The sequence below is a fragment of the Brevundimonas sp. genome, assembly GCF_044336875.1.
GTDB lineage: Bacteria > Pseudomonadota > Alphaproteobacteria > Caulobacterales > Caulobacteraceae > Brevundimonas.
The window spans coordinates 1-17705 of the sequence record NZ_JBIIOP010000009.1; the positions used below are offsets into that span (position 1 = coordinate 1).

The window sequence follows — 17705 nt, forward strand, 5'->3', positions numbered from 1 at the left end:
GGGGGGGGGGGCGGCGCCCGCGGCGGGGGGGGCCCCCCCCCCCTCGCCCCTGACGCCGGCTCTGGATCGGGCCCCCTCCGTCACGGCGCAAGCGCGCCGCGCCACCTCCCCCAAGGGGGGAGGATTTGATCCTTACGCCGTCCGGGCGCAGTTCCCGATCCTGTCGCGGCAGGTGAACGGCAAGCCTCTGGTCTATCTGGACAACGCCGCCTCGGCGCAGAAGCCGCGTGCGGTGATCGACGCCCTGACAGCGACGATGGAGGGCGGCTACGCCAACGTTCATCGGGGCCTGCACACCCTGTCGAACGAGGCGACCGAGGCCTTCGAGAAGGCGCGCGAGATCGTCGCCCGCTTCCTGAACGCCGAGAGCGCCGAACAGGTGGTCTGGACCAAGGGCGGGACCGAGGCGATCAATCTGGTGGCCAACGGAATCGGCCTGTCGATCCAGCCCGGCGACGAGATCATCGTCTCCGAGATGGAGCATCACTCCAACATCGTGCCCTGGCATCTGCTGCGCGAGCGGCGCGGGGCGGTGATCAAATGGATCCCGGTGCGGGAAGACGGGTCTCTGGACATGGCGGCCTATGCCGACCTGCTGGGGCCGAAGACGCGCATCGTCGCGGTCACCCATATGTCGAACGTGCTGGGCACCATCAATCCGGTCGCCGAAATCACCCGTCTGGCTCATGCGGCCGGCGCACAAGTTCTGATCGACGGCTGTCAGGGCGCCGTTCATGCGACGCCGGACGTCCAGGCTATCGGCTGCGACTTCTATGTCCTGACCGGGCACAAGCTGTTCGCCCCCACCGGCATCGGCGCCCTGTACGGCAAGGCCGAGGCGCTGGAGGCCCTGCCGCCCTATCAGGGCGGGGGCGAGATGATCGAGACGGTCGAACAGGACCGGATTACCTATGCGAAGCCGCCGCACAGATTCGAGGCGGGCACGCCGCCGATCCTGGAGGCCATCGGCCTGGGCGTCGCGCTGGAGTGGCTGGCCCAATACGACCGGGCGGCGGTGCAGGCGCACGAGCACGCGCTTTACCAGCACGCCGTGGATCGGCTGCAGGGCCAGAACTGGCTGCGGATCCTGGGGCAGGCGGAAGGCAAGGGGGCGATCCTGACCTTCGCCGTCGAGGGCGCCCACGCCCATGACGTGGCCCAGATCATGGATCGCTACGGCGTCGCGGTGCGGGCCGGACTGCATTGCGCCGAGCCTCTGGCGAAAAGATTGGGGGTGACCTCGAGCACCCGCGCCTCCTTCGCCCTATATAACACCGTGGAGGATACGGACGCCTTCGTGGATGCGCTGATCAAGGCGCGGAACTTCTTCGTGTAAGCCCATGACCGACGACACTATTCAGGACAGCGACGCCTTCAAGCAAGCCTGGGATGAGCCCCAGAAGAGCGCCCTGTCGCAGGGCGAGCTGGACCAGTTGACCGAGGATCTGATCGGGGCGCTGAAGACCGTCTACGACCCGGAAATCCCGGTCGACATCTATGAGCTGGGCCTGATCTATCGGGTCGACGTGTCCGACGACCGCGACGTGGTGGTGGACATGACCCTGACGGCGCCCGGCTGTCCGGTGGCCGGCGAGATGCCGGGCTGGGTCGAGACGGCGGTCGAGAAGGTCGAGGGCGTGCGCAGCGCCAAGGCCAATCTGGTGTTCGACCCGCCGTGGGATTCCTCCAAGATGAGCGACGAGGCCAAGCTGGCCCTCAATATGTTCTGATGGATATGTTCTGATGACCGAACTCCAGACCACATCCCGTCCGCGCCGCCCGCGCCCCAAGGCCGTGACCCTGACCGACGCCGCCGCCGAGCGCGTGCGCGAAATCCTGGACAACGCCGACAACGCCCATATCGGTCTGAGGATCGGGGTGAAGAACGGCGGCTGCGCCGGGCAGGAATACACCTTCGCCTATGCCGACGAGATCGGACCGATGGACGAGGTGGTCGAGGACAGGGGCGTCACCATCCTGATCGAGCCCAAGGCGGTGCTGTTCCTGATCGGCACCGAGATCGACTACGAGACGACGCGCCTGGCCTCGAAATTCGTGTTCAACAACCCGAACCAGACCGACGCCTGCGGCTGCGGCGAGAGCGTCACCATCATCCCGGCGACCGCCGTCTGACATGGCTTATGACGCCGACTTCGGGGAATGGGTGCGCGAGCATTTCGCGGGTCTGGGCCGGCTGGAGATCAAGCGGATGTTCGGCGGGGCCGGGGTCTATGCGTCCGGCGTGATCTTCGCCCTGCTGGACGACGGCGTGGTCTGGCTGAAGGGCGACGAGGCCCTGGGCGAGGCGTTCGAGGAAACCGGCAGTCGTCAGTTCACCTTTCCGACCAAAGACGGGCGGACGATGAGCATGGCCTACTGGACCCTGCCGGACACGGCCTTGGACGATCCCGACGAGGCGGTCGCCTGGGCGCGCCGGTCGCTGGAGGTGGCGGTCAAGAAGGCGTCGGCGAAGAAGAAGTAGAGGGCCCTTCTCCCGCAAGGGGAGAAGGATTACTTCGGCGTATCCACCAGCACGGCCGGCGTGACCGGCTGACCCGTGGCCTCGGCGACCAGTTCGGCGGTTCGGGCCTCGATGACGGCCTCAAGCCGCGCCAGGAACTCCTCCTTCGGCAGGCCGGTCGGGATCGGCTCCAGGAAGTCGAGCGTGGCTGTGCCTGCGTGCTTCTCGTACTTCTCCTCCGGCCAGAACAGGCCGAGGTTGGTGGCGAGCGGCACGACCGGCATGTCGAAGTCGCGGTACATGTGCCAGACGCCCGAGCGATAGCGGTATTTCTGTCCGACCGGGGCCAGATGGCCCTCGGGGTAGATCAGGATCTTGCGGTTCTCGGCCTTGGCCTCGGCGGCGCGGGTGGCCAGGGCCTTGCGGGCCTCGTGGCCGCCGCAGCTGTTGACGACGATGGCGCCCAGCTTCTTCAGCACCCCGCCCAGCAGCGGGAACTTCTCCAGATGGTCGCCGGTGACGAAGGCCAGGTCGTCGAACTGGTCGTAGGTGGCGAAGCCGTCGCCCCAGCTCTGGTGTTTCGAGGCGACGATGAAGGCGCCGGCGGGCAGGCGCTCCTTGCCCAGAACCCGCAGGCGGATGCCGGCGAAGATCGCCATGGCCTGAACCATCCGCTTCACATAGCGGCGGATGACCCAGCTGGCGGGGCCGCGCCCGGGGGCCAGGGCCGCGAAGGCGGCGGTCAGGCCGTAGCCGACCGACAGGATCCAGTAGGCGATGTTGAAGGCGAAGCTGCGCATGGAAGCGACTATGGCAGAAAGCGTGGCCGTGTCAGCGCGTCTTTCTCAGGCGGCTTTTTCCAGCATGGGGGCGCTGGTGACGCAGTTCCGACCGCCGCGCTTGGAGGCGTAGAGGGCGGCGTCGGCGCGTTCCAGCAGGGCCGAGGCGGTTTCGCCGGGCAGATGTTCGGCGAAACCGGCCGAGATGGTCACGGCGCCCAGGTCGTCATTGGTCGAGCGGCGGCGCAGTGAGCGGGAGGAGACCTCCTCGCGGATATTCTCCAGGGCGGCCGTGACCGCGCCCGTGTTTTCGCCGGGGAAGATGATCGCGAACTCTTCGCCGCCGAAACGGGCGACGAAGCGGTTGCCGCTGCAGACGCGGGACAGGATGGTGGAGACATAGCGCAGCACCTGATCGCCGGTCTGGTGGCCCCAGGTGTCGTTGAAACGCTTGAAATGGTCGATGTCGAGGATGGCCAGGGTCAGGGGCGCGTGGTCGCGTGCGGCGCAGACCTGTTCCAGCCGTTCGTCGAAGGCCTTGCGGTTGGCCAGATTGGTCAGGGCGTCGGTCATGGCGTCGCGGCGCACCTGTTCCAGATGCTCGCGCAGACGGGCGACCTCCTTGTTGGAGCTCTCCAGCCGCTTCTCGAGGATGGCGGTCTCGCGGCGCACGCGCTTGGTGGCGGACGACAGGCCGCCGACCAGGGACTTCAGGGTCGAGGCGTCCTCGGTCGCCTCCATGGTCTGGGAGGCGTCGGCCAGGGTCTCGCCATAGTCGGCCTGGGTCTTGTGCGCCTTGGCGATGGCGCTGGCGACGCTGGCCAGTTCGCGGTCCAGTACGGCGCCGGCGTCGCGGATCTCTTCCGACAGGCGGCCGCGCGGCAGGAATTCGGCGGCCAGCATTTCCGAGGTCTGGTCGGAAATCACGATGGACTCGGCCAGAAGACGCCGGATCTCGCGGCCCAGGGGACCTTCGGGATCACCGAGATAATGCATCCAGAGTTCGAAGTTCAGCGGCGTCGGCCAGACGCCGGCCTTCTCCATCTCGGCGATGACATTGCGCGCGAGAGAATAGGCTTCCGGACCCCTGACTGCGGTTTCGAACTGGGCTGTCATTCGTCTCTCCCCGAGGCTCCGTTCTGAAGCTCGGGGAGAAGGTTACGGCGCTATCCGTAATACCGGGTAAACATCCTTTGGAATCAGGCGCGGATGACGACCGGACGGCGCAGGAAGGCCGGGATGTCGTCTCCGAAGCCCTTGACGCCCGAGCGCTCACGCTCTTCCGGACGCCGTTCGCCGCGACGATCGGACTGGCGCAGCTGCGGTTCGCGGTCGTTGCGATCCGGGCGGGGCTCGGGACGGGCGGCGCGGGGTTCCTCGACGGTTTCGACCTTGGGCTCGGCCTCGACCTTGCGCCTGGACCGGGTCTCCACCGGGGCGGCGGGCTTTTCGGCGACGGATTCGACCACGGTTTCGGCCATGGTCTCGGCGGCGGCGGCGGCGGCGTCCGGCCTGGCCTTGCGGCGGCTGCGCGAGCGGGTCTGCGCCTCGGCGGGAGCCTCAGCCTCGACGGCGGCGGTCGGAGTCTCGGCCGGCTCGGCGGCGGCGCGCGATCGGCCGCGACCGCCCGAGCGTTCGCCGCCCCGATCCTCGGAACGTCCGCGACCGCCCGAGCGCTTGTCGTCGCGACGCGGGCCGTCCTTGATCTCGGCGAAGTCGATGCCCTCAAGCACCAGCTCCTCTGGATCCTTCTTGATCAGTTTCAGCACCTTATCCAGCGACTTGTCGTCGGCCGGGGTGACGATCATGAAGGCCTGGCCCAGCTTGCCCGCGCGGCCGGTGCGGCCGATGCGGTGGACATAGTCGTCGGCGTGGTGCGAGACGTCGTAGTTGAAGACGTGGCTGACGTCCGGGATATCCAGGCCGCGCGCGGCGACGTCGGAGGCCACCAGGATCTTCAGGGCGCCCGAACGGAAGTCCGCCAGGGTCTTCATCCGGTGCGACTGGTCCAGGTCGCCGTGGATCGGTGCGGCGTCGAAGCCGTGTGTCTTCAACGACTTGGCGACGATATCGACTTCCGACTTGCGATTGCAGAAGACGATGCCGTTGCGCACGTCCTCGCGGCCGACCAGGGCGCGCAGGGCGGTGCGCTTGGCCTTGGGGTCCGAGGTCGGGATGCGGACGATATACTGGGTGATGGTGTCGGCGGTCATCGCCGGACGCGAGGCCTCGATCCGGGTCGGATCCTTGAGGAAGGCGGTCGTCAGGCGGGTGATCTCTGGCGGCATGGTGGCCGAGAAGAACAGGGTCTGGCGACGCGGGGGCGTCAGTTTGAAGATCCGTTCGATGTCCGGGATGAAGCCCATGTCGAGCATGCGGTCGGCCTCGTCGACGACCATGATCTCGACGCCCGTCAGCAGCATCTTGCCGCGTTCGAACAGGTCCAGCAGACGGCCCGGCGTGGCGATCAGGACGTCCACGCCCTTGTTCAGAGCCGCGACCTGGTCGCCCATGGAGACGCCGCCGATCAGCAGCACCCAGCTCAGCTTGGTGCCCTTGGCGTATTTGGCGAAGCTTTCGGCGACCTGGTCGGCCAGTTCGCGGGTCGGGGCCAGGACGATGGCGCGCGGCATCCGGGCGCGGGCGCGGCCCGAGGCCAGCCGGTCGACTAGGGGCAGGGTGAAGGCGGCCGTCTTGCCGGTGCCGGTCTGGGCGATGCCCAGGACGTCGCGGCCGGCCAGGGCGACCGGGATCGCCTGTTCCTGAATGGGGGTGGCGGTCGTGTAGCCGGTGTCGGCGACGGCCTGCAGGGTTGTGGGCGAAAGGCCCAGTTGGGAAAATTCGGTCATGAATCCTTGGGAGAGAAAGCGTCTACGTGCATCGAAGCAACGGAACCGCCCCTCTTTGGGCGAGCGGGCGGCGCGTATCGCAGACCTGTCCCGAGGCTGGGGGCGATATAGAAGTCCCTGCGCCAAAGTCAAGTATTCTCGATATTTCGCTCGTCCGTCGGTCGCGGAATAAATTCCCATGGCCAAGCTGGGACTCCGCTTGACTCCTCGGGGCGTGGAGGAGGCATATGTTGGAACAAAAGGAGAACTGACGTGCGGTCCGACCGCAAGATCCAAGCCTTGCGCGAGCATCTGAAAACCCTGGAGGCCGACGGCCATCCGGTCGATGACGTGCGCTTCGACCTGGGGCATGCGGCGGCGGATAGGCATCTGGGCGGGCTGGCGGCCCATGGGCTGCACGAGGTCCATGCCGCGACCACGCCGGATGCGACGGCGGCCCTGGGGTTCGCCCTGGGACTGGTGCGCCGCGCGGCCGGCGACCGGCCCGTGGTCTGGGGCGTCCAAGCCATGGCGGGGCTGGAGACGGGGCATGTCCACGGTCCGGGCCTGCGCGAACTGGGGCTGGATCCCGGCCGGTTGGTGCTGGTTCGGGTCAGGGAGATGAAGGACCTGCTGGCGGCGGGCGAGGAGGCCCTGGCCTGCGGGGCCGTGGGGGCGGTGCTGTTGACGGCCTGGGGCGAAAACCGGTCGCTGAGCCTGACCGCCACGCGCCGTCTGTCTATGGCGGCGGGGCAGGGCCGGGCGACGGCCGTGCTGACGCGACTGGCGGCCCAGCCCCAGCCCAGCGCGGCCGAGACCCGATGGCGGGTCAGGGGGGCGCTGTCCCGGGCGCTGGAGGCGGACGCCCCCGGCCACCCGACCTATGCGGTCGAACTGTTGCGGCATCGGCTGGGCGCTCAGCCGAGAACCTGGATCATGGAGTGGGATCGTGAGCGCGGAGTCTTCGAGCAGGGCGGGCGGAATGCCGGACATGAACAATCGGAACGACCGGCGCTACCTGGCGGTCTGGTTCCCCCTGCTGCCGACGGATCGGCTGCGGCGGGCGGAGGGGCGCTGCGACGCTACGGCTGAGGCGGCCACTGTCCTGGTCGAAAAACTGAAGGGGGCCTTGCGTCTGGCGGCCGCGAACCGTGGGGCGCTGGCGCTGGGCCTGTCGCCGGGCATGACCCTGGCCGACGCACGGGCGAGGGCGCCGGACATCCGGGTGGTCGCGCACCGGCCCGAGGCGGACGCCGCCCTGCTGAAACGGGTGCTGCTGGATTTCGGCCGGTTCACGCCGATGGCGGCGACCGACGGGCTGGACGGCCTGGCCCTGGATGTGACCGGCTGCGCCCATCTGTTCGGCGGCGAGGCGGGCCTGGTGCAAGCGGTCGCGGCGCGGGCGCACGGCGTCGGCCTGGAGGCGCGTCTGGCTCTGGCCGGCACGCCGGAGGCGGCGCGCGCCCTGGCCCGGTTCGGTCGTGGCGGAATCCATGAGGGCGAAGGCCAGGGCCTGGCCCTGCGCCGCCTGCCGGTCGCAGCGCTCGAGCTGTCGGAAAAGGAGACCCAGGCCCTGTCGCGCGCGGGGCTGAAGACCCTGGCGCATCTGGCCGACCGCCCCACTGCCCCGATCGCCGCCCGGTTCGGCGCTGCGGCGGCGACGCGGCTGAACCGGGTGCTGGGGCGCGAGGACGCCCGCATCCGGCCCGAACGGCCGATCCCGCTGGTTTCGGTCGATCGGATCCTGGTCGAACCGATCACCGAGACGAGCGACGTGGAGGCGGTGATCGGCGACCTGCTGGCCGAGGCCATGGACCGGCTGGACCTGCGCGGCCAGGGCGGGCGCGCCTTTCAGGCCGGCTTCTTCCGTCTGGACGGGGAGGTGCGCCACATCACCGTGCGTACGGGCCGGCCCAGTCGCGACGCGGCGGCTGTGCTGCGCCTGTTCCGCGAGCGGCTAGCCAGTCTGGCGCGGCCGCTGGATCCCGGGTTCGGTTTCGACCAGTTGCGCCTGTCCGTGCCGGTCGCCGACCGCCTGGTCTCGCGCCAGCGGGGCTTTGACCGCACCCCGCCGGGGGCCGAGGACCTGGGGCGGCTGATCGACCGGCTGACCGCGCGGCTGGGCCCCGAGGCGGTCAGCCGGATCGAGCCGGTGGAGTCGCACCGACCCGAGCGCGCCGTGCGCCTGACGCCTGCAGCCCAGCCGATGGGCGATGTCGACGCATGGCCCGAGCCTGACCCCGCTGACCCGCCGCTGCGGCCGCTGCAGATGTTCGATCCGCCCCAGCCGATCCTGGCCACGGCCGAGGTGCCCGATCATCCGCCGAACCGTTTCATCTGGCGGCGGGTCGATCATCGTCTGGTCCGGGTCGAAGGTCCCGAACGCATCGCCCCCGAATGGTGGCGCAGGCTGCAGGGGCCGCTGGAGCCCACGCGCGACTATTACCGGGTGGAGGACCAGGAAGGGCGGCGCTTCTGGCTGTTCCGCTCGGGTTTCTACGGCGAGGAGCCGGCCCCGCGCTGGTTCGTGCACGGGGTCTTCGCATGACCGCCTATGCCGAGCTGGCGACCCGCAGCAACTTCTCCTTTCTGGAGGGGGCGTCGCATCCGAAACATCTGGTGCTGAGCGCCATCCTGCGCGGCCACACCGGAATGGGGCTGGCGGACCGCAACACCCTGGCCGGGGTTGTGCGGGCCTGGAGCGCCTTGAAGACCCTGCGCGAGGAGGGCTGGTCGCCGCCGGATCGGGTGCGCCATGGCGGAAGCCCCGGCGAGACGGCGCTGGTGGAGGATTCGTTTCCCGTCGACCTCGACCCGGAGGAGATCAGGGCGCGCGCCAGGGCCTTCAAGCTGGTCGTGGGCGCGCGGCTGCGCTTCAACGACGGGACGCCGGACATCCTGGCCTATCCCGAGGACCGGCAGGGCTGGGGCCGTCTGTGCCGCCTGCTGACCCTGGGCAACAGCCGGGCGAGGAAGGGCCAGTGCGAGATCGGATTGCGCGATCTGTTGCGCGCGCCCGAGGGACTGCTGCTGATCGTCATGCCGCCCCGCCGACTGGAGGGGCTGGAGCCCCTGTTGCGGGAGGCGGACCAGGCTGCGCCGGGCGCGGTCTGGCTGGGCGCCGCCATGGGCAGAATGGGCGACGACCGTCGCCGACTGGCGCGGCTGAAGGCCCTGGGCGCGACGACCGGCGTCCCGCTGCTGGCGGTCAATGACGTCCTCTATCACGACGCCGCGCAGCGCGACCTGCAGGATGTCGTCACCTGTATCCGCGAGGGGGTGACGCTGGAGAACGCCGGCCGCCGCCTGGACCAGAACGCCGAACGCCACCTGAAGCCACCCGCCGAAATGCGCCGCCTGTTCGCAGATGCGCCCGAGGCGGTGGCCGAGACCCAGGACGTGCTGGCGCGGGTTGCGTTCGATCTGAAGAACATCCGGTACAACTATCCGGAAGAGCCTATTCCCCCCGGAAAGACGCCTGAGAGCTGGCTCAAGCACCTCGTCGAGCGAAACCTGGGACCAAAATATCCAAACGGCGTGCCCGATCATGTGCGGAAGACGCTGAAGACCGAACTCGACTTCATCGCCGAACGAAAACTGGCTCCCTATTTTCTGACCATCCACGACATCGTCCGGGTGGCGAACGACAAGGGCATCCTGTGTCAGGGGCGGGGATCCGCCGCCAATTCCGCCGTCTGCTATGTGTTGGGCATCACGGCCGTCGATCCCGGCAAGCACGACATGCTGTTCGAGCGGTTTTTATCGACCGCGCGCGACGAGCCGCCCGATATCGACGTCGATTTCGAGCACGCCCGGCGCGAAGAGATCATTCAGGACATCTACAACCGATATGGACGCGATCGGGCGGGCATCGCCGCGACCGTGATCCGCTACAGGCCGCGCAGCGCCATTCGCGAGGTCGGCAAGGTCATGGGGCTGACCGATGACGTGACGGCGCGCCTCGCCGGGAGCCAGTGGGGCAGTTTCGGGCAGGACATTCCCGACCGACATCTGGAACAGGCGGGGCTGGAGGTGGGCAACCCGACCGTGATCCGCGCGGTTGCCATGACCCGGCGGCTGCTGGAGTTTCCCCGGCATCTGTCCCAGCACGTCGGCGGCTTCGTCCTGACCCGGGATCGGCTGGACGAGATCGTGCCCATCGGCAATGCGGCCATGCCCGACCGCACCTTCATCGAATGGGACAAGGACGACATCGATGCGCTGGGGCTGATGAAGGTCGATGTGCTGGCGCTCGGGATGCTGACCTGCATCGGCAAGGCGTTCGACCTGATGCGCGAGAACGACCTCGGCGACCTGGAACTGGACACCGTCCCGGACGAAAGACCGGAAGTCTACCAGATGCTGAGGGAAGGGCGCTCCATCGGCGTCTTCCAGGTCGAGAGCCGGGCGCAGATCAACATGCTGCCTCGGCTGAAGCCCAAGACATTCTACGATCTGGCCATTCAGGTCGCCATCGTCAGGCCGGGGCCGATCCAGGGCAATATGGTGCATCCCTATCTGCGACGGCGGAGCGGGGTCGAGGATCCGGATTATCCCAAGCCTGCACCGCCGCATCCTGAGAACGAGTTGCGCAACATCTTGGAAAAAACCCTCGGCGTGCCGCTGTTTCAGGAACAGGCGATGCGGATCGCCATGGAGGCGGCGAAATTCACACCCGTCCAGGCCAGCGCCCTACGCAAGTCGATGGGTACGTTCCGAGGCGACGGCGATCTGGCCAAATACGAAACCCTGATGGTCGGGACGATGATCGCCCGTGGTTACGACCCCACGTTCGCGCTCAACTGTTTCGAACAGATCAAGGGCTTCGGATCCTACGGCTTTCCGGAAAGCCACGCCGTCTCGTTCGCCAAGCTGGTCTACATCTCGTCCTGGATCAAATGCCACCATCCGGCGGTGTTCGCCTGTGCGCTGCTGAACAGCCAGCCGATGGGCTTCTATGCGCCGGCTCAACTGGTGCGGGACGCGCAGGAGAGCCCGCAGAAGGTCGAGGTGCGGCCGATCGATGTGAACCACAGCCTCTGGGACAACAGTCTGGAGCCGACGGCGCGGGGCAAGACGTTTCCCGCCCTGCGCCTGGGCATGCGTCAGATCGACGGATTCAAACAGACCTGGGCGGAGCGGATCGTCGAGGCGCGAGAAACCCCCTTCACCGATGTCGAGGAGATGGCGCGGCGAACAGGACTGGAAGCGGCGGCGATGCGGAAACTGGCGGATGCGGACGCCTTCCGCTCTCTCGGCCTCGATCGCCGCGAGGGGTTGTGGGCGGTGCGGCGGCTGCCTGACGACCATCCCCTGCCGTTGTTCCAGGCCGCCCAGGCCAGGGAACTGGGCGTCGAGCCGGCGGCGAACCTGCCGCTGATGCCGCTGAAGGAGCATATCGCCACCGACTACCAGACCACGCGTCTGTCGCTGAAGGGCCATCCGATGCAGATTCTGCGGCCGGTGTTCGACGCCGAGCGGGTGCTGAGCGCCGAGGCTGTCGAGGCCAGGAAGCACGGGGCGCTGGTGAAGACGGCGGGGGTGGTGCTGGTGCGCCAGCGTCCGGGCACGGGCAACGCCATCTTCGTGACCCTGGAGGACGAGACGGGGGTGGTGAATATCCTGCTGTGGGCGCGGCTGTTCGAGACCTTCCGCCGCGAGGTCATGGCCGCGCGGCTGATGGAGGTGGAGGGTACGGTCGAGAAGAGCGTCGAGGGCGTGCTGCACGTGATGGCGCGGCGGGTCATTGACCGTTCGGCCGAGTTGGGGCGGCTGTCCGAGGACTATGACCTGGAGGTCGAGCTGTCGCGGGCGGATGCGGTGAAATATCCGCAAGGGCCACGCAGCCCGACCGGTCGGCATCCGCGCGACGTCCGCATTCTGCCGGGGTCGCGCGACTTCCACTGAGGCCTTTCCGTCTCTGACGTCGTCGCTACGGCCATCGTCGGGACGACGGCTGTCAGCCGACGGCGGGCGCCGTCGCGGGCGAGCGTTTGCGGGTCAGGAACAGGACCAGCAGCAGGCCCAGACCCGAGGCGATCGCCCCGGCGATGGAGACCGCCGGATAGCCCAGGCCGCCGGCGATGACCGCACCGCCCACGGCCGCGCCTATGGCGTTGCCCAGGTTGAAGGCGCCGATGTTCATCGACGAGGCCAGGTTGGGCGCGTCCGCGGCGGCGGTCATGACCCGCACCTGCAGCGGCGGCACCAGGGCGAAGCTGGCGACGCCCCACAGGAAGACCAGGATCGAGGTCGGGACGGCGAAGGGCATGGCTGCGGCGAAGGCGACCAGAAGCACCGACAGCGAGGCCAGGGTCACGATCAGGGTGCGGTCCACCGACTTGTCGGCGAACTTGCCGCCCAGCCAGTTGCCGACTGTCAGACCCAGGCCATAGGTGACCAGCATGGCGGTGACGAAGCCCAGCGAGGCGTGGGTCTGTTCACGCAGGATCGGGGCGATATAGGTGAAGACGGTGAACATGGCGCTGGAGCCGATCACCGTCAGGGCCAGGGCCGCCAGGACGGGCCCGCGCCCCAGGACGCGCAGTTCGGCGCCGATGTTCCCGCCGGTCGGGGCGGGCAGGTTGGGCAGGGTCAGGCGCAGGGCCGCCATGACCAGCACGCCGATCCCGGCTATGCCCCAGAAGCTGGCGCGCCAGCCCAGGGCGTCGCCGGCCCAGGTGGCCAGGGGCACGCCCACGACATTGGCGATGGTCAGACCCATGAACATGGCGGCGACGGCGCCCGCCTGACGGTTCGGCGGGACCAGGCCGGCGGCGACGATCGAGCCGACGCCGAAGAAGGCTCCGTGGTTCAGCGAGGTGATGACCCGCGCGACCAGCAACATTCCATAGCCGTCCGAGATCGCCGACAGCAGATTGCCGAGGGTGAAGATGGCGGCGAGGCCGATCAGCAGGGTGCGACGCGGCACGCGCCCCGTGGTCAGGGTCATCAGCGGCGCGCCCAGCATGACGCCCAGGGCATAGGCGCTGATCAGCAGTCCGGCCGTGGGGATGGAGACGCCCAGGTCCGTGGCGATGACGGGCAGCAGGCCCATGGGGGCGAACTCGGTCACGCCGATGCCGAAGGCGCCGGCCGCGAGGGCGAGGAGGGGAGGATTGAGTTTCATGGGGAGGAACCTCGGGGCTCAGACCAGCGGCGGGTTCAGACGCGCGAACCCTTCCTGCTGGCGGTAAGGGGTGTGGGGATAGGGCGGAAGGACGTCGCTGGCGGCGTCGAGGGCGGCGATCTGGTCGGGCGTCAGGTTCCAGCCGACCGCGCCCAGGTTCTGGCGCAACTGTTCCTCGTTGCGGGCGCCGATGATGACCGAGGCGACGGTCGGGCGCTGCAGCAGCCAGTTCAGGGCGATCTGGGGCACGGTCTTGCCGGTCTCGGCGGCGACGGCGTCCAGGGCGTCGACGACGCGGTACAGGTGTTCGTCCTCGACCGGCGGGGCGAACTGGGCCGTCTCGTGCAGGCGGCTGCCCTCGGGGATGGGCGCGTCGCGGCGGATCCTGCCGGTCAGACGGCCCCAGCCCAGCGGGCTCCAGACCAAAGCGCCGACGCCCTGGTCGGCGGCGAGCGGCATCAGGTCGGCCTCATAGGCGCGGCCGATCAGGGAATAATAGACCTGATGGGCCACGAAACGGGGGCGAGCGTCGCGCTCGGCGAGGCCTTGCGCCTTCATCAGGGCCCAGCCGGGATAGTTGGAGACGCCGGTGTAGCGGACCTTGCCCGAGGTCACGAGCATGTCCAGCGTGGCCAGAAGCTCCTCGACCGGGGTCGAGGCGTCGTAGGCGTGGAGTTGCAGAAGGTCGATATGATCGGTGTCGAGACGGCGCAGGGCCTCCTCGACCGAACGGATCAGGCGGCTGCGCGACACGCCCCAGTCGCCCGGACCGTCGCCGGTCGGCAGGCCGGTCTTGGTCGAGATCAGAACCTGGTCGCGACGGCCCTTGATCGCCTGACCCAGCACTCGCTCCGAGGCGCCGTCCGAATAGACGTCGGCCGTGTCGAACAGATTGACCCCGGCCTCCAGACAGATGTCGACCAGACGGCGCGCCTCCTCGACGTCGCTGCTGCCCCAGGCGCCGAACAGCGGACCGGAGCCGCCGAACGTCCCGGCGCCGAAGCTGAGAACGGGGACGCGGAGGCCGGAGCCTCCCAACTGACGATATTCCATGATCCGGCCTTTCCAGTCTGTGGTCGAACGCACAGATGGACGGACGCAGCGTCAGGCGGTAGGCCGAGCTCAGGCCAAGGATTTTTGACATGAACGCAAAGACGCAGCCAGTCGGCGTGGATCGCGCCCGCGAGATGGAGGTCTTTGCGACGGTGGCGGGCGCCGGCAGTTTCTCGGCCGCCGGGCGGGCCCTGGGGCTGACCCCTTCGGCGATCAGCCGGACTCTGGACCGGATCGAGGCGCGGCTGGGCGTGCGGCTGATGCTGCGGACGACGCGGGTCCTGACCCTGACGGCCGAGGGCCAGGCCTATCTGGGGGCGGCGCGGCGGATTCTGGTCGATCTGGACGACGCCGAACAGAGCATCGCCGATCAGGGCGCGCCGCGCGGGCGGTTGAGGGTCAGCGCCTCGCTGGCCCATGGGCGTCAGCAGGTGGTGCCTCTGCTGGGGGCGTTCACGCGCCTGTATCCGCACATCCTGGTCGACATCAATCTGACCGATGTGGTGGTCGATGTGGCGGCGGGGCAGGCGGATGTGGCGATCCGGTTCGGACATCTGTCCGACAGTCCGCTGATGGCGCGGCGGCTGGGCGACACGGGGCGGACGATCGTGGCCGCGCCCGATTATCTGGCGCGGCGGGGGACGCCGCAGATTCCCGAGGACCTGCACGACCATGACTGCCTGAACTTCAACTTCCGCCGGGCCGATCCGGTCTGGCCGTTCAGACGGGACGGACGGGAGTACGCCCTGACGGTGCGCGGGCCGGTCGAGGCCAACAACGGCGAGACCCTGACCCAACTGGCCCTGGCGGGAGTGGGGGTGACCCGGGTCGGGCATTTCAGCGTCGGCGACGCCATCGCCGAGGGGCGGCTGGTGCCGCTGCTGGAGGCGTTCAATCCCGGCGACCGCGAGCCGATCCACGCGGTCTTTGTCGGCGGGGCCAATACGCCGGCGCGAGTGCGGGTCTTCGTCGACTTCCTGGCCGAACGGCTGCGCTGAGGGCCGGCAAAGAAAATCCCCGGACGGCGAACCGTCCGGGGATGCTGTCTTCAGTCCGGAGCCAGGATCAGCGCTTGCCGAAGATCATGTCGCCCAGCTTGGCGAAGAAGCCCTTGGGCTCTTCCGCCTTGGGCGCCGGAGCGGCGGCCGGAGCCGGCTTCGGAGCTTCGACGGGCTTGGGCGCAGGCGCGGCGGCGACCGGAGCGACCGCAGGAGCGGGCGTCGGGGCGACGGCGGGTGCGACGGGCTTCGGAGCCGCAGCCTTGGGCGCGGCGGCCTTTGGTGCAGCGACCTTGGCGGCCGGCTTGGCGGCGGCGGTCTTGGGCGCAGCCTTCGGGGCGGCCTTCGGGGCGGGCTTGGCGGCGGGCTTCGCAGCCGTCGTCTTCGGCGCAGCCTTGGGCGCGGCGGTCTTCACGGCGGCGGGCTTGGCCGCAGCTTTCGGCGCAGCGGCCTTTGCGGCCGGCTTGGCGGCGGGCTTCGGTGCAGCGGCGGGCTTGGTCGCAGCCTTGGGGGCCGCAGCCTTGGCCGGAGCGGCCTTGGCGGTCGCGGCTTTCGACGCGGCGGCGGGCTTCACGGCCTTGGGCGCAGCGGCTTTCGGCGCGGCTTTCTTGGCGGTCGCCGGCTTTTCAGCGGCAGGTTTAGACGTAGACGGTGCTTTGGCCATGTATTTCCCCGACCCCTCGGTTTAGACGAACGCGACACGCGGGCCGACAAAACGCCGGGTCGCAACGATTCGTCATGATACCGGTGTTTGAGAAATGTCCGAGTCCGCAGTTCAGATAATCGCACGTGGCCCGCGTGAAAGCGCCGAGGCCGCCGCATCCGCCATCGACGCCGACCCCATGTTGGAGGGCGCGACCTATTCGATTCTGGAGGAGGACGAGGATCGCAACATCTGGCGCATCGACGCCTTCCCGACCACCGAGGACGAGGTCGAGGGGCTGAAGGCCACCCTGGCCGACTATCCGGTCACCGTCTCGGTGGAGAAGCTGGCCGACGCCGACTGGCTGGCCATGTCCCTGTCGGGTCTGCCGCCGGTGCGGGCCGGGCGCTTCTTCGTCTATGGGGCGCACGACGAGGGGCGGGTGCCGCCCAACAGCATCAATCTGAAGATCGACGCCGGCGCCGCCTTCGGCACCGGCCACCACGGCACGACGGTCGGCTGTCTGGAGGCCTTCGACGACCTGCTGAAGCGCGAGCGGTTCGAGCGGGTGCTGGACGTCGGCTGCGGCACGGGCGTTCTGGCCATAGCGGCGGCGCGCACCGGCAGCCGGATCGCGGTCGGCACCGATATCGACGCCCCGTCGGTGCGGATCGCCAACGAGAACGCGGCCCTGAACCAGGCGCACGCCAGTTTCGTCCACGCCTCGGGCCTGAACGACCAACGGGTCCGAAAGCACGGGCCCTACGATCTGGTCTTCGCCAATATCCTGGCCCCGCCGCTGGTGGCCCTGTCGCAGGACATCAAGATGGCCCTGAACCTGGGCGGCGTCGCCATCCTGTCGGGCCTGCTGCGGACGCAGGAGCGCCGCGTGACGGCGGCCTATACGTCACGCGGCTTCCGCCTGGAAAAGCGCATCCACCACGACGCCTGGAGCGCCCTGGTGCTGCGACGGATGGGCTGATCAGTCGAACAGGCTGAAGTCCGGCTGGCCGGTCGAGGCGAAAAGGCCGCCGTCGACCGACAGCACATGGCCGTGCACGAAGCTGGCGTCGTCGCTGGCCAGGAAGGCGACGACGGCGGCGATCTCCTCGGGCTGGGCGCCGCGTCCCAGCGGGATCAGCTTGGCGAACTCGTCCATCAGCGGCCTGTTGTCCTCCATCTCGGCGGTCATGCCGGTGTGGACCAGGGTAGGGGCCACGGCGTTGACGCGGATGCCGTGCTTGCCGCTGTCGCGGGCGATGGCGCGGGTCAGATTGGCCACCGCGCCCTTGGAGATGTTGTAGCCCAGCATCTCGCTGTCGCCGCCCAGGCCCGAGATCGAGGCGGTGTTGACGATACAGCCCTTGGTCTTCTTCAGCTCGGGATAGGCGGCCTTGCAGCCGAACAGGACGCCGTCGACATTGACGGCCAGGACCTTGCGATAGTCCTCCAGCTTCATGTCCTCGATCGCGCCGTCGCAGCCGACGCCGGCGTTGTTGTGGATCACGTCCAGTCGGCCGAAGCGGTCGACGGCCGCCTTCACCATGGCCTCGACCTCGTCCTGATTCGCCACATCGACGACGAGGGTGATCACCCGCGAGGCGTCGAGGCCGGACAGGGTCTCGGCCAGGCCGTCGGCGTCCTGATCAGCGGCCAGGACATTGGCGCCTTCCGAGGCGAAGCGGCGAGCTGTCGCCTGACCGATGCCCGAACCGGCGCCGGTGACGATCACGGTCTTTCCTGCGAAACGTGTCATCGCATTGTTCCTTCTGTTGTTCTGGAGATGCGAGGACAACCGGACCGGCGGCGGGCCG

At 68.7% G+C, this 17705-nt stretch carries 16 protein-coding genes; 9 read left to right on the forward strand and 7 right to left on the reverse strand.

Going from position 1 to position 17705, the window contains the following annotated elements; translation table 11 throughout:
• Positions 1–157: 157 nt before the first annotated feature.
• The 4 genes from ACIQ1T_RS11855 to ACIQ1T_RS11870 are packed head-to-tail and all read left to right on the forward strand — an operon-like array spanning position 158 to position 2482.
• Positions 158–1336, forward strand: coding sequence for an aminotransferase class V-fold PLP-dependent enzyme (locus ACIQ1T_RS11855; RefSeq protein ID WP_395944842.1), 1179 nt, complete (start codon positions 158–160; stop codon positions 1334–1336).
• Between the two features lie 4 nt (positions 1337–1340).
• Positions 1341–1730, forward strand: coding sequence for an SUF system Fe-S cluster assembly protein (locus ACIQ1T_RS11860; RefSeq protein WP_395944755.1), 390 nt, complete (start codon positions 1341–1343; stop codon positions 1728–1730).
• 13 nt (positions 1731–1743) lie between these two features.
• Entirely contained in the window at positions 1744–2133 is a 390-nt protein-coding gene (locus ACIQ1T_RS11865) for a HesB/IscA family protein (protein ID WP_395944756.1), read from the forward strand.
• Between the two features lies 1 nt (position 2134).
• On the forward strand, positions 2135–2482 hold the full coding sequence (locus tag ACIQ1T_RS11870; RefSeq protein ID WP_395944757.1) for a TfoX/Sxy family protein: 348 nt from the start codon (positions 2135–2137) through the stop codon (positions 2480–2482).
• 29 nt (positions 2483–2511) lie between these two features.
• On the opposite strand, the gene ACIQ1T_RS11875 is transcribed toward ACIQ1T_RS11870, so the two are convergent.
• The 3 genes from ACIQ1T_RS11875 to ACIQ1T_RS11885 form a co-directional block, all read right to left on the reverse strand.
• Positions 2512–3261 carry a lysophospholipid acyltransferase family protein gene (locus ACIQ1T_RS11875; protein ID WP_395944758.1) on the reverse strand — a complete coding sequence of 250 codons (750 nt, stop codon included), beginning with the start codon at positions 3259–3261 and terminating at the stop codon, positions 2512–2514.
• A 45-nt stretch (positions 3262–3306) separates the two neighbouring features.
• Positions 3307–4356, reverse strand: coding sequence for a GGDEF domain-containing protein (locus ACIQ1T_RS11880; RefSeq protein ID WP_395944759.1), 1050 nt, complete (start codon positions 4354–4356; stop codon positions 3307–3309).
• A gap of 83 nt (positions 4357–4439) precedes the next feature.
• A complete protein-coding gene (locus ACIQ1T_RS11885; RefSeq protein WP_395944760.1) occupies positions 4440–6089 on the reverse strand; it encodes a DEAD/DEAH box helicase in 1650 nt (549 codons plus the stop codon).
• A 252-nt stretch (positions 6090–6341) separates the two neighbouring features.
• On the opposite strand from ACIQ1T_RS11885, the gene ACIQ1T_RS11890 reads away from it, so the two are divergent.
• Genes ACIQ1T_RS11890 through ACIQ1T_RS11900 form a run of 3 tightly spaced genes read left to right on the forward strand, consistent with a single transcriptional unit; the run spans position 6342 to position 11975 of the window.
• Positions 6342–7160 (forward strand): ImuA family protein, encoded by an 819-nt coding sequence (locus tag ACIQ1T_RS11890; RefSeq protein ID WP_395944761.1) that lies wholly within the window; start codon positions 6342–6344, stop codon positions 7158–7160.
• The gene (locus ACIQ1T_RS11895) at positions 7060–8616 is read left to right on the forward strand and encodes a Y-family DNA polymerase (RefSeq protein ID WP_395944762.1); all 1557 of its coding nucleotides are present in this window, start codon (positions 7060–7062) and stop codon (positions 8614–8616) included. The genes ACIQ1T_RS11890 and ACIQ1T_RS11895 overlap by 101 nt, the downstream gene beginning before the upstream one ends.
• Positions 8613–11975 (forward strand): error-prone DNA polymerase, encoded by a 3363-nt coding sequence (locus ACIQ1T_RS11900; protein WP_395944763.1) that lies wholly within the window; start codon positions 8613–8615, stop codon positions 11973–11975. Before ACIQ1T_RS11895 ends, ACIQ1T_RS11900 begins: the two co-directional genes overlap by 4 nt.
• Positions 11976–12027: 52 nt before the next feature.
• On the opposite strand, the gene ACIQ1T_RS11905 is transcribed toward ACIQ1T_RS11900, so the two are convergent.
• Together ACIQ1T_RS11905 and ACIQ1T_RS11910 are read right to left on the reverse strand one after the other, a co-directional pair.
• Positions 12028–13197, reverse strand: coding sequence for an MFS transporter (locus ACIQ1T_RS11905; protein ID WP_395944764.1), 1170 nt, complete (start codon positions 13195–13197; stop codon positions 12028–12030).
• Positions 13198–13215: 18 nt separating this feature from the next.
• The gene (locus ACIQ1T_RS11910; RefSeq protein ID WP_395944765.1) at positions 13216–14250 is read right to left on the reverse strand and encodes an aldo/keto reductase; all 1035 of its coding nucleotides are present in this window, start codon (positions 14248–14250) and stop codon (positions 13216–13218) included.
• A gap of 89 nt (positions 14251–14339) precedes the next feature.
• On the opposite strand from ACIQ1T_RS11910, the gene ACIQ1T_RS11915 reads away from it, so the two are divergent.
• Positions 14340–15248 (forward strand): LysR family transcriptional regulator, encoded by a 909-nt coding sequence (locus ACIQ1T_RS11915; protein ID WP_395944766.1) that lies wholly within the window; start codon positions 14340–14342, stop codon positions 15246–15248.
• Positions 15249–15315: 67 nt separating this feature from the next.
• Here ACIQ1T_RS11915 and ACIQ1T_RS11920 read toward each other — a convergent pair whose 3' ends face one another.
• Positions 15316–15912: a hypothetical protein gene (locus ACIQ1T_RS11920; RefSeq protein ID WP_395944767.1), complete on the reverse strand. Its 597-nt coding sequence runs from the start codon at positions 15910–15912 to the stop codon at positions 15316–15318.
• A gap of 94 nt (positions 15913–16006) precedes the next feature.
• On the opposite strand from ACIQ1T_RS11920, the gene ACIQ1T_RS11925 reads away from it, so the two are divergent.
• Positions 16007–16873 (forward strand): 50S ribosomal protein L11 methyltransferase, encoded by an 867-nt coding sequence (locus ACIQ1T_RS11925; RefSeq protein ID WP_395944768.1) that lies wholly within the window; start codon positions 16007–16009, stop codon positions 16871–16873.
• On the opposite strand, the gene ACIQ1T_RS11930 is transcribed toward ACIQ1T_RS11925, so the two are convergent.
• The gene (locus ACIQ1T_RS11930) at positions 16874–17647 is read right to left on the reverse strand and encodes an SDR family NAD(P)-dependent oxidoreductase (protein WP_395944769.1); all 774 of its coding nucleotides are present in this window, start codon (positions 17645–17647) and stop codon (positions 16874–16876) included.
• Positions 17648–17705 lie beyond the last annotated feature (58 nt).

Bases quoted from the DNA above. Each gene is read 5' to 3' on its own strand.
- ACIQ1T_RS11910 (WP_395944765.1), bottom strand. From the start codon at position 14,250: ATGGAATATCGTCAGTTGGGAGGCTCCGGCCTCCGCGTCCCCGTTCTC.
- ACIQ1T_RS11865 (WP_395944756.1), top strand. From the start codon at position 1,744: ATGACCGAACTCCAGACCACATCCCGTCCGCGCCGCCCGCGCCCCAAG.
- ACIQ1T_RS11860 (WP_395944755.1), top strand. From the start codon at position 1,341: ATGACCGACGACACTATTCAGGACAGCGACGCCTTCAAGCAAGCCTGG.
- ACIQ1T_RS11900 (WP_395944763.1), top strand. From the start codon at position 8,613: ATGACCGCCTATGCCGAGCTGGCGACCCGCAGCAACTTCTCCTTTCTG.
- ACIQ1T_RS11870 (WP_395944757.1), top strand. From the start codon at position 2,135: ATGGCTTATGACGCCGACTTCGGGGAATGGGTGCGCGAGCATTTCGCG.
- ACIQ1T_RS11885 (WP_395944760.1), bottom strand. From the start codon at position 6,089: ATGACCGAATTTTCCCAACTGGGCCTTTCGCCCACAACCCTGCAGGCC.
- ACIQ1T_RS11895 (WP_395944762.1), top strand. From the start codon at position 7,060: ATGAACAATCGGAACGACCGGCGCTACCTGGCGGTCTGGTTCCCCCTG.
- ACIQ1T_RS11875 (WP_395944758.1), bottom strand. From the start codon at position 3,261: ATGCGCAGCTTCGCCTTCAACATCGCCTACTGGATCCTGTCGGTCGGC.
- ACIQ1T_RS11920 (WP_395944767.1), bottom strand. From the start codon at position 15,912: ATGGCCAAAGCACCGTCTACGTCTAAACCTGCCGCTGAAAAGCCGGCG.
- ACIQ1T_RS11930 (WP_395944769.1), bottom strand. From the start codon at position 17,647: ATGACACGTTTCGCAGGAAAGACCGTGATCGTCACCGGCGCCGGTTCG.
- ACIQ1T_RS11880 (WP_395944759.1), bottom strand. From the start codon at position 4,356: ATGACAGCCCAGTTCGAAACCGCAGTCAGGGGTCCGGAAGCCTATTCT.
- ACIQ1T_RS11905 (WP_395944764.1), bottom strand. From the start codon at position 13,197: ATGAAACTCAATCCTCCCCTCCTCGCCCTCGCGGCCGGCGCCTTCGGC.
- ACIQ1T_RS11925 (WP_395944768.1), top strand. From the start codon at position 16,007: ATGTCCGAGTCCGCAGTTCAGATAATCGCACGTGGCCCGCGTGAAAGC.
- ACIQ1T_RS11915 (WP_395944766.1), top strand. From the start codon at position 14,340: ATGAACGCAAAGACGCAGCCAGTCGGCGTGGATCGCGCCCGCGAGATG.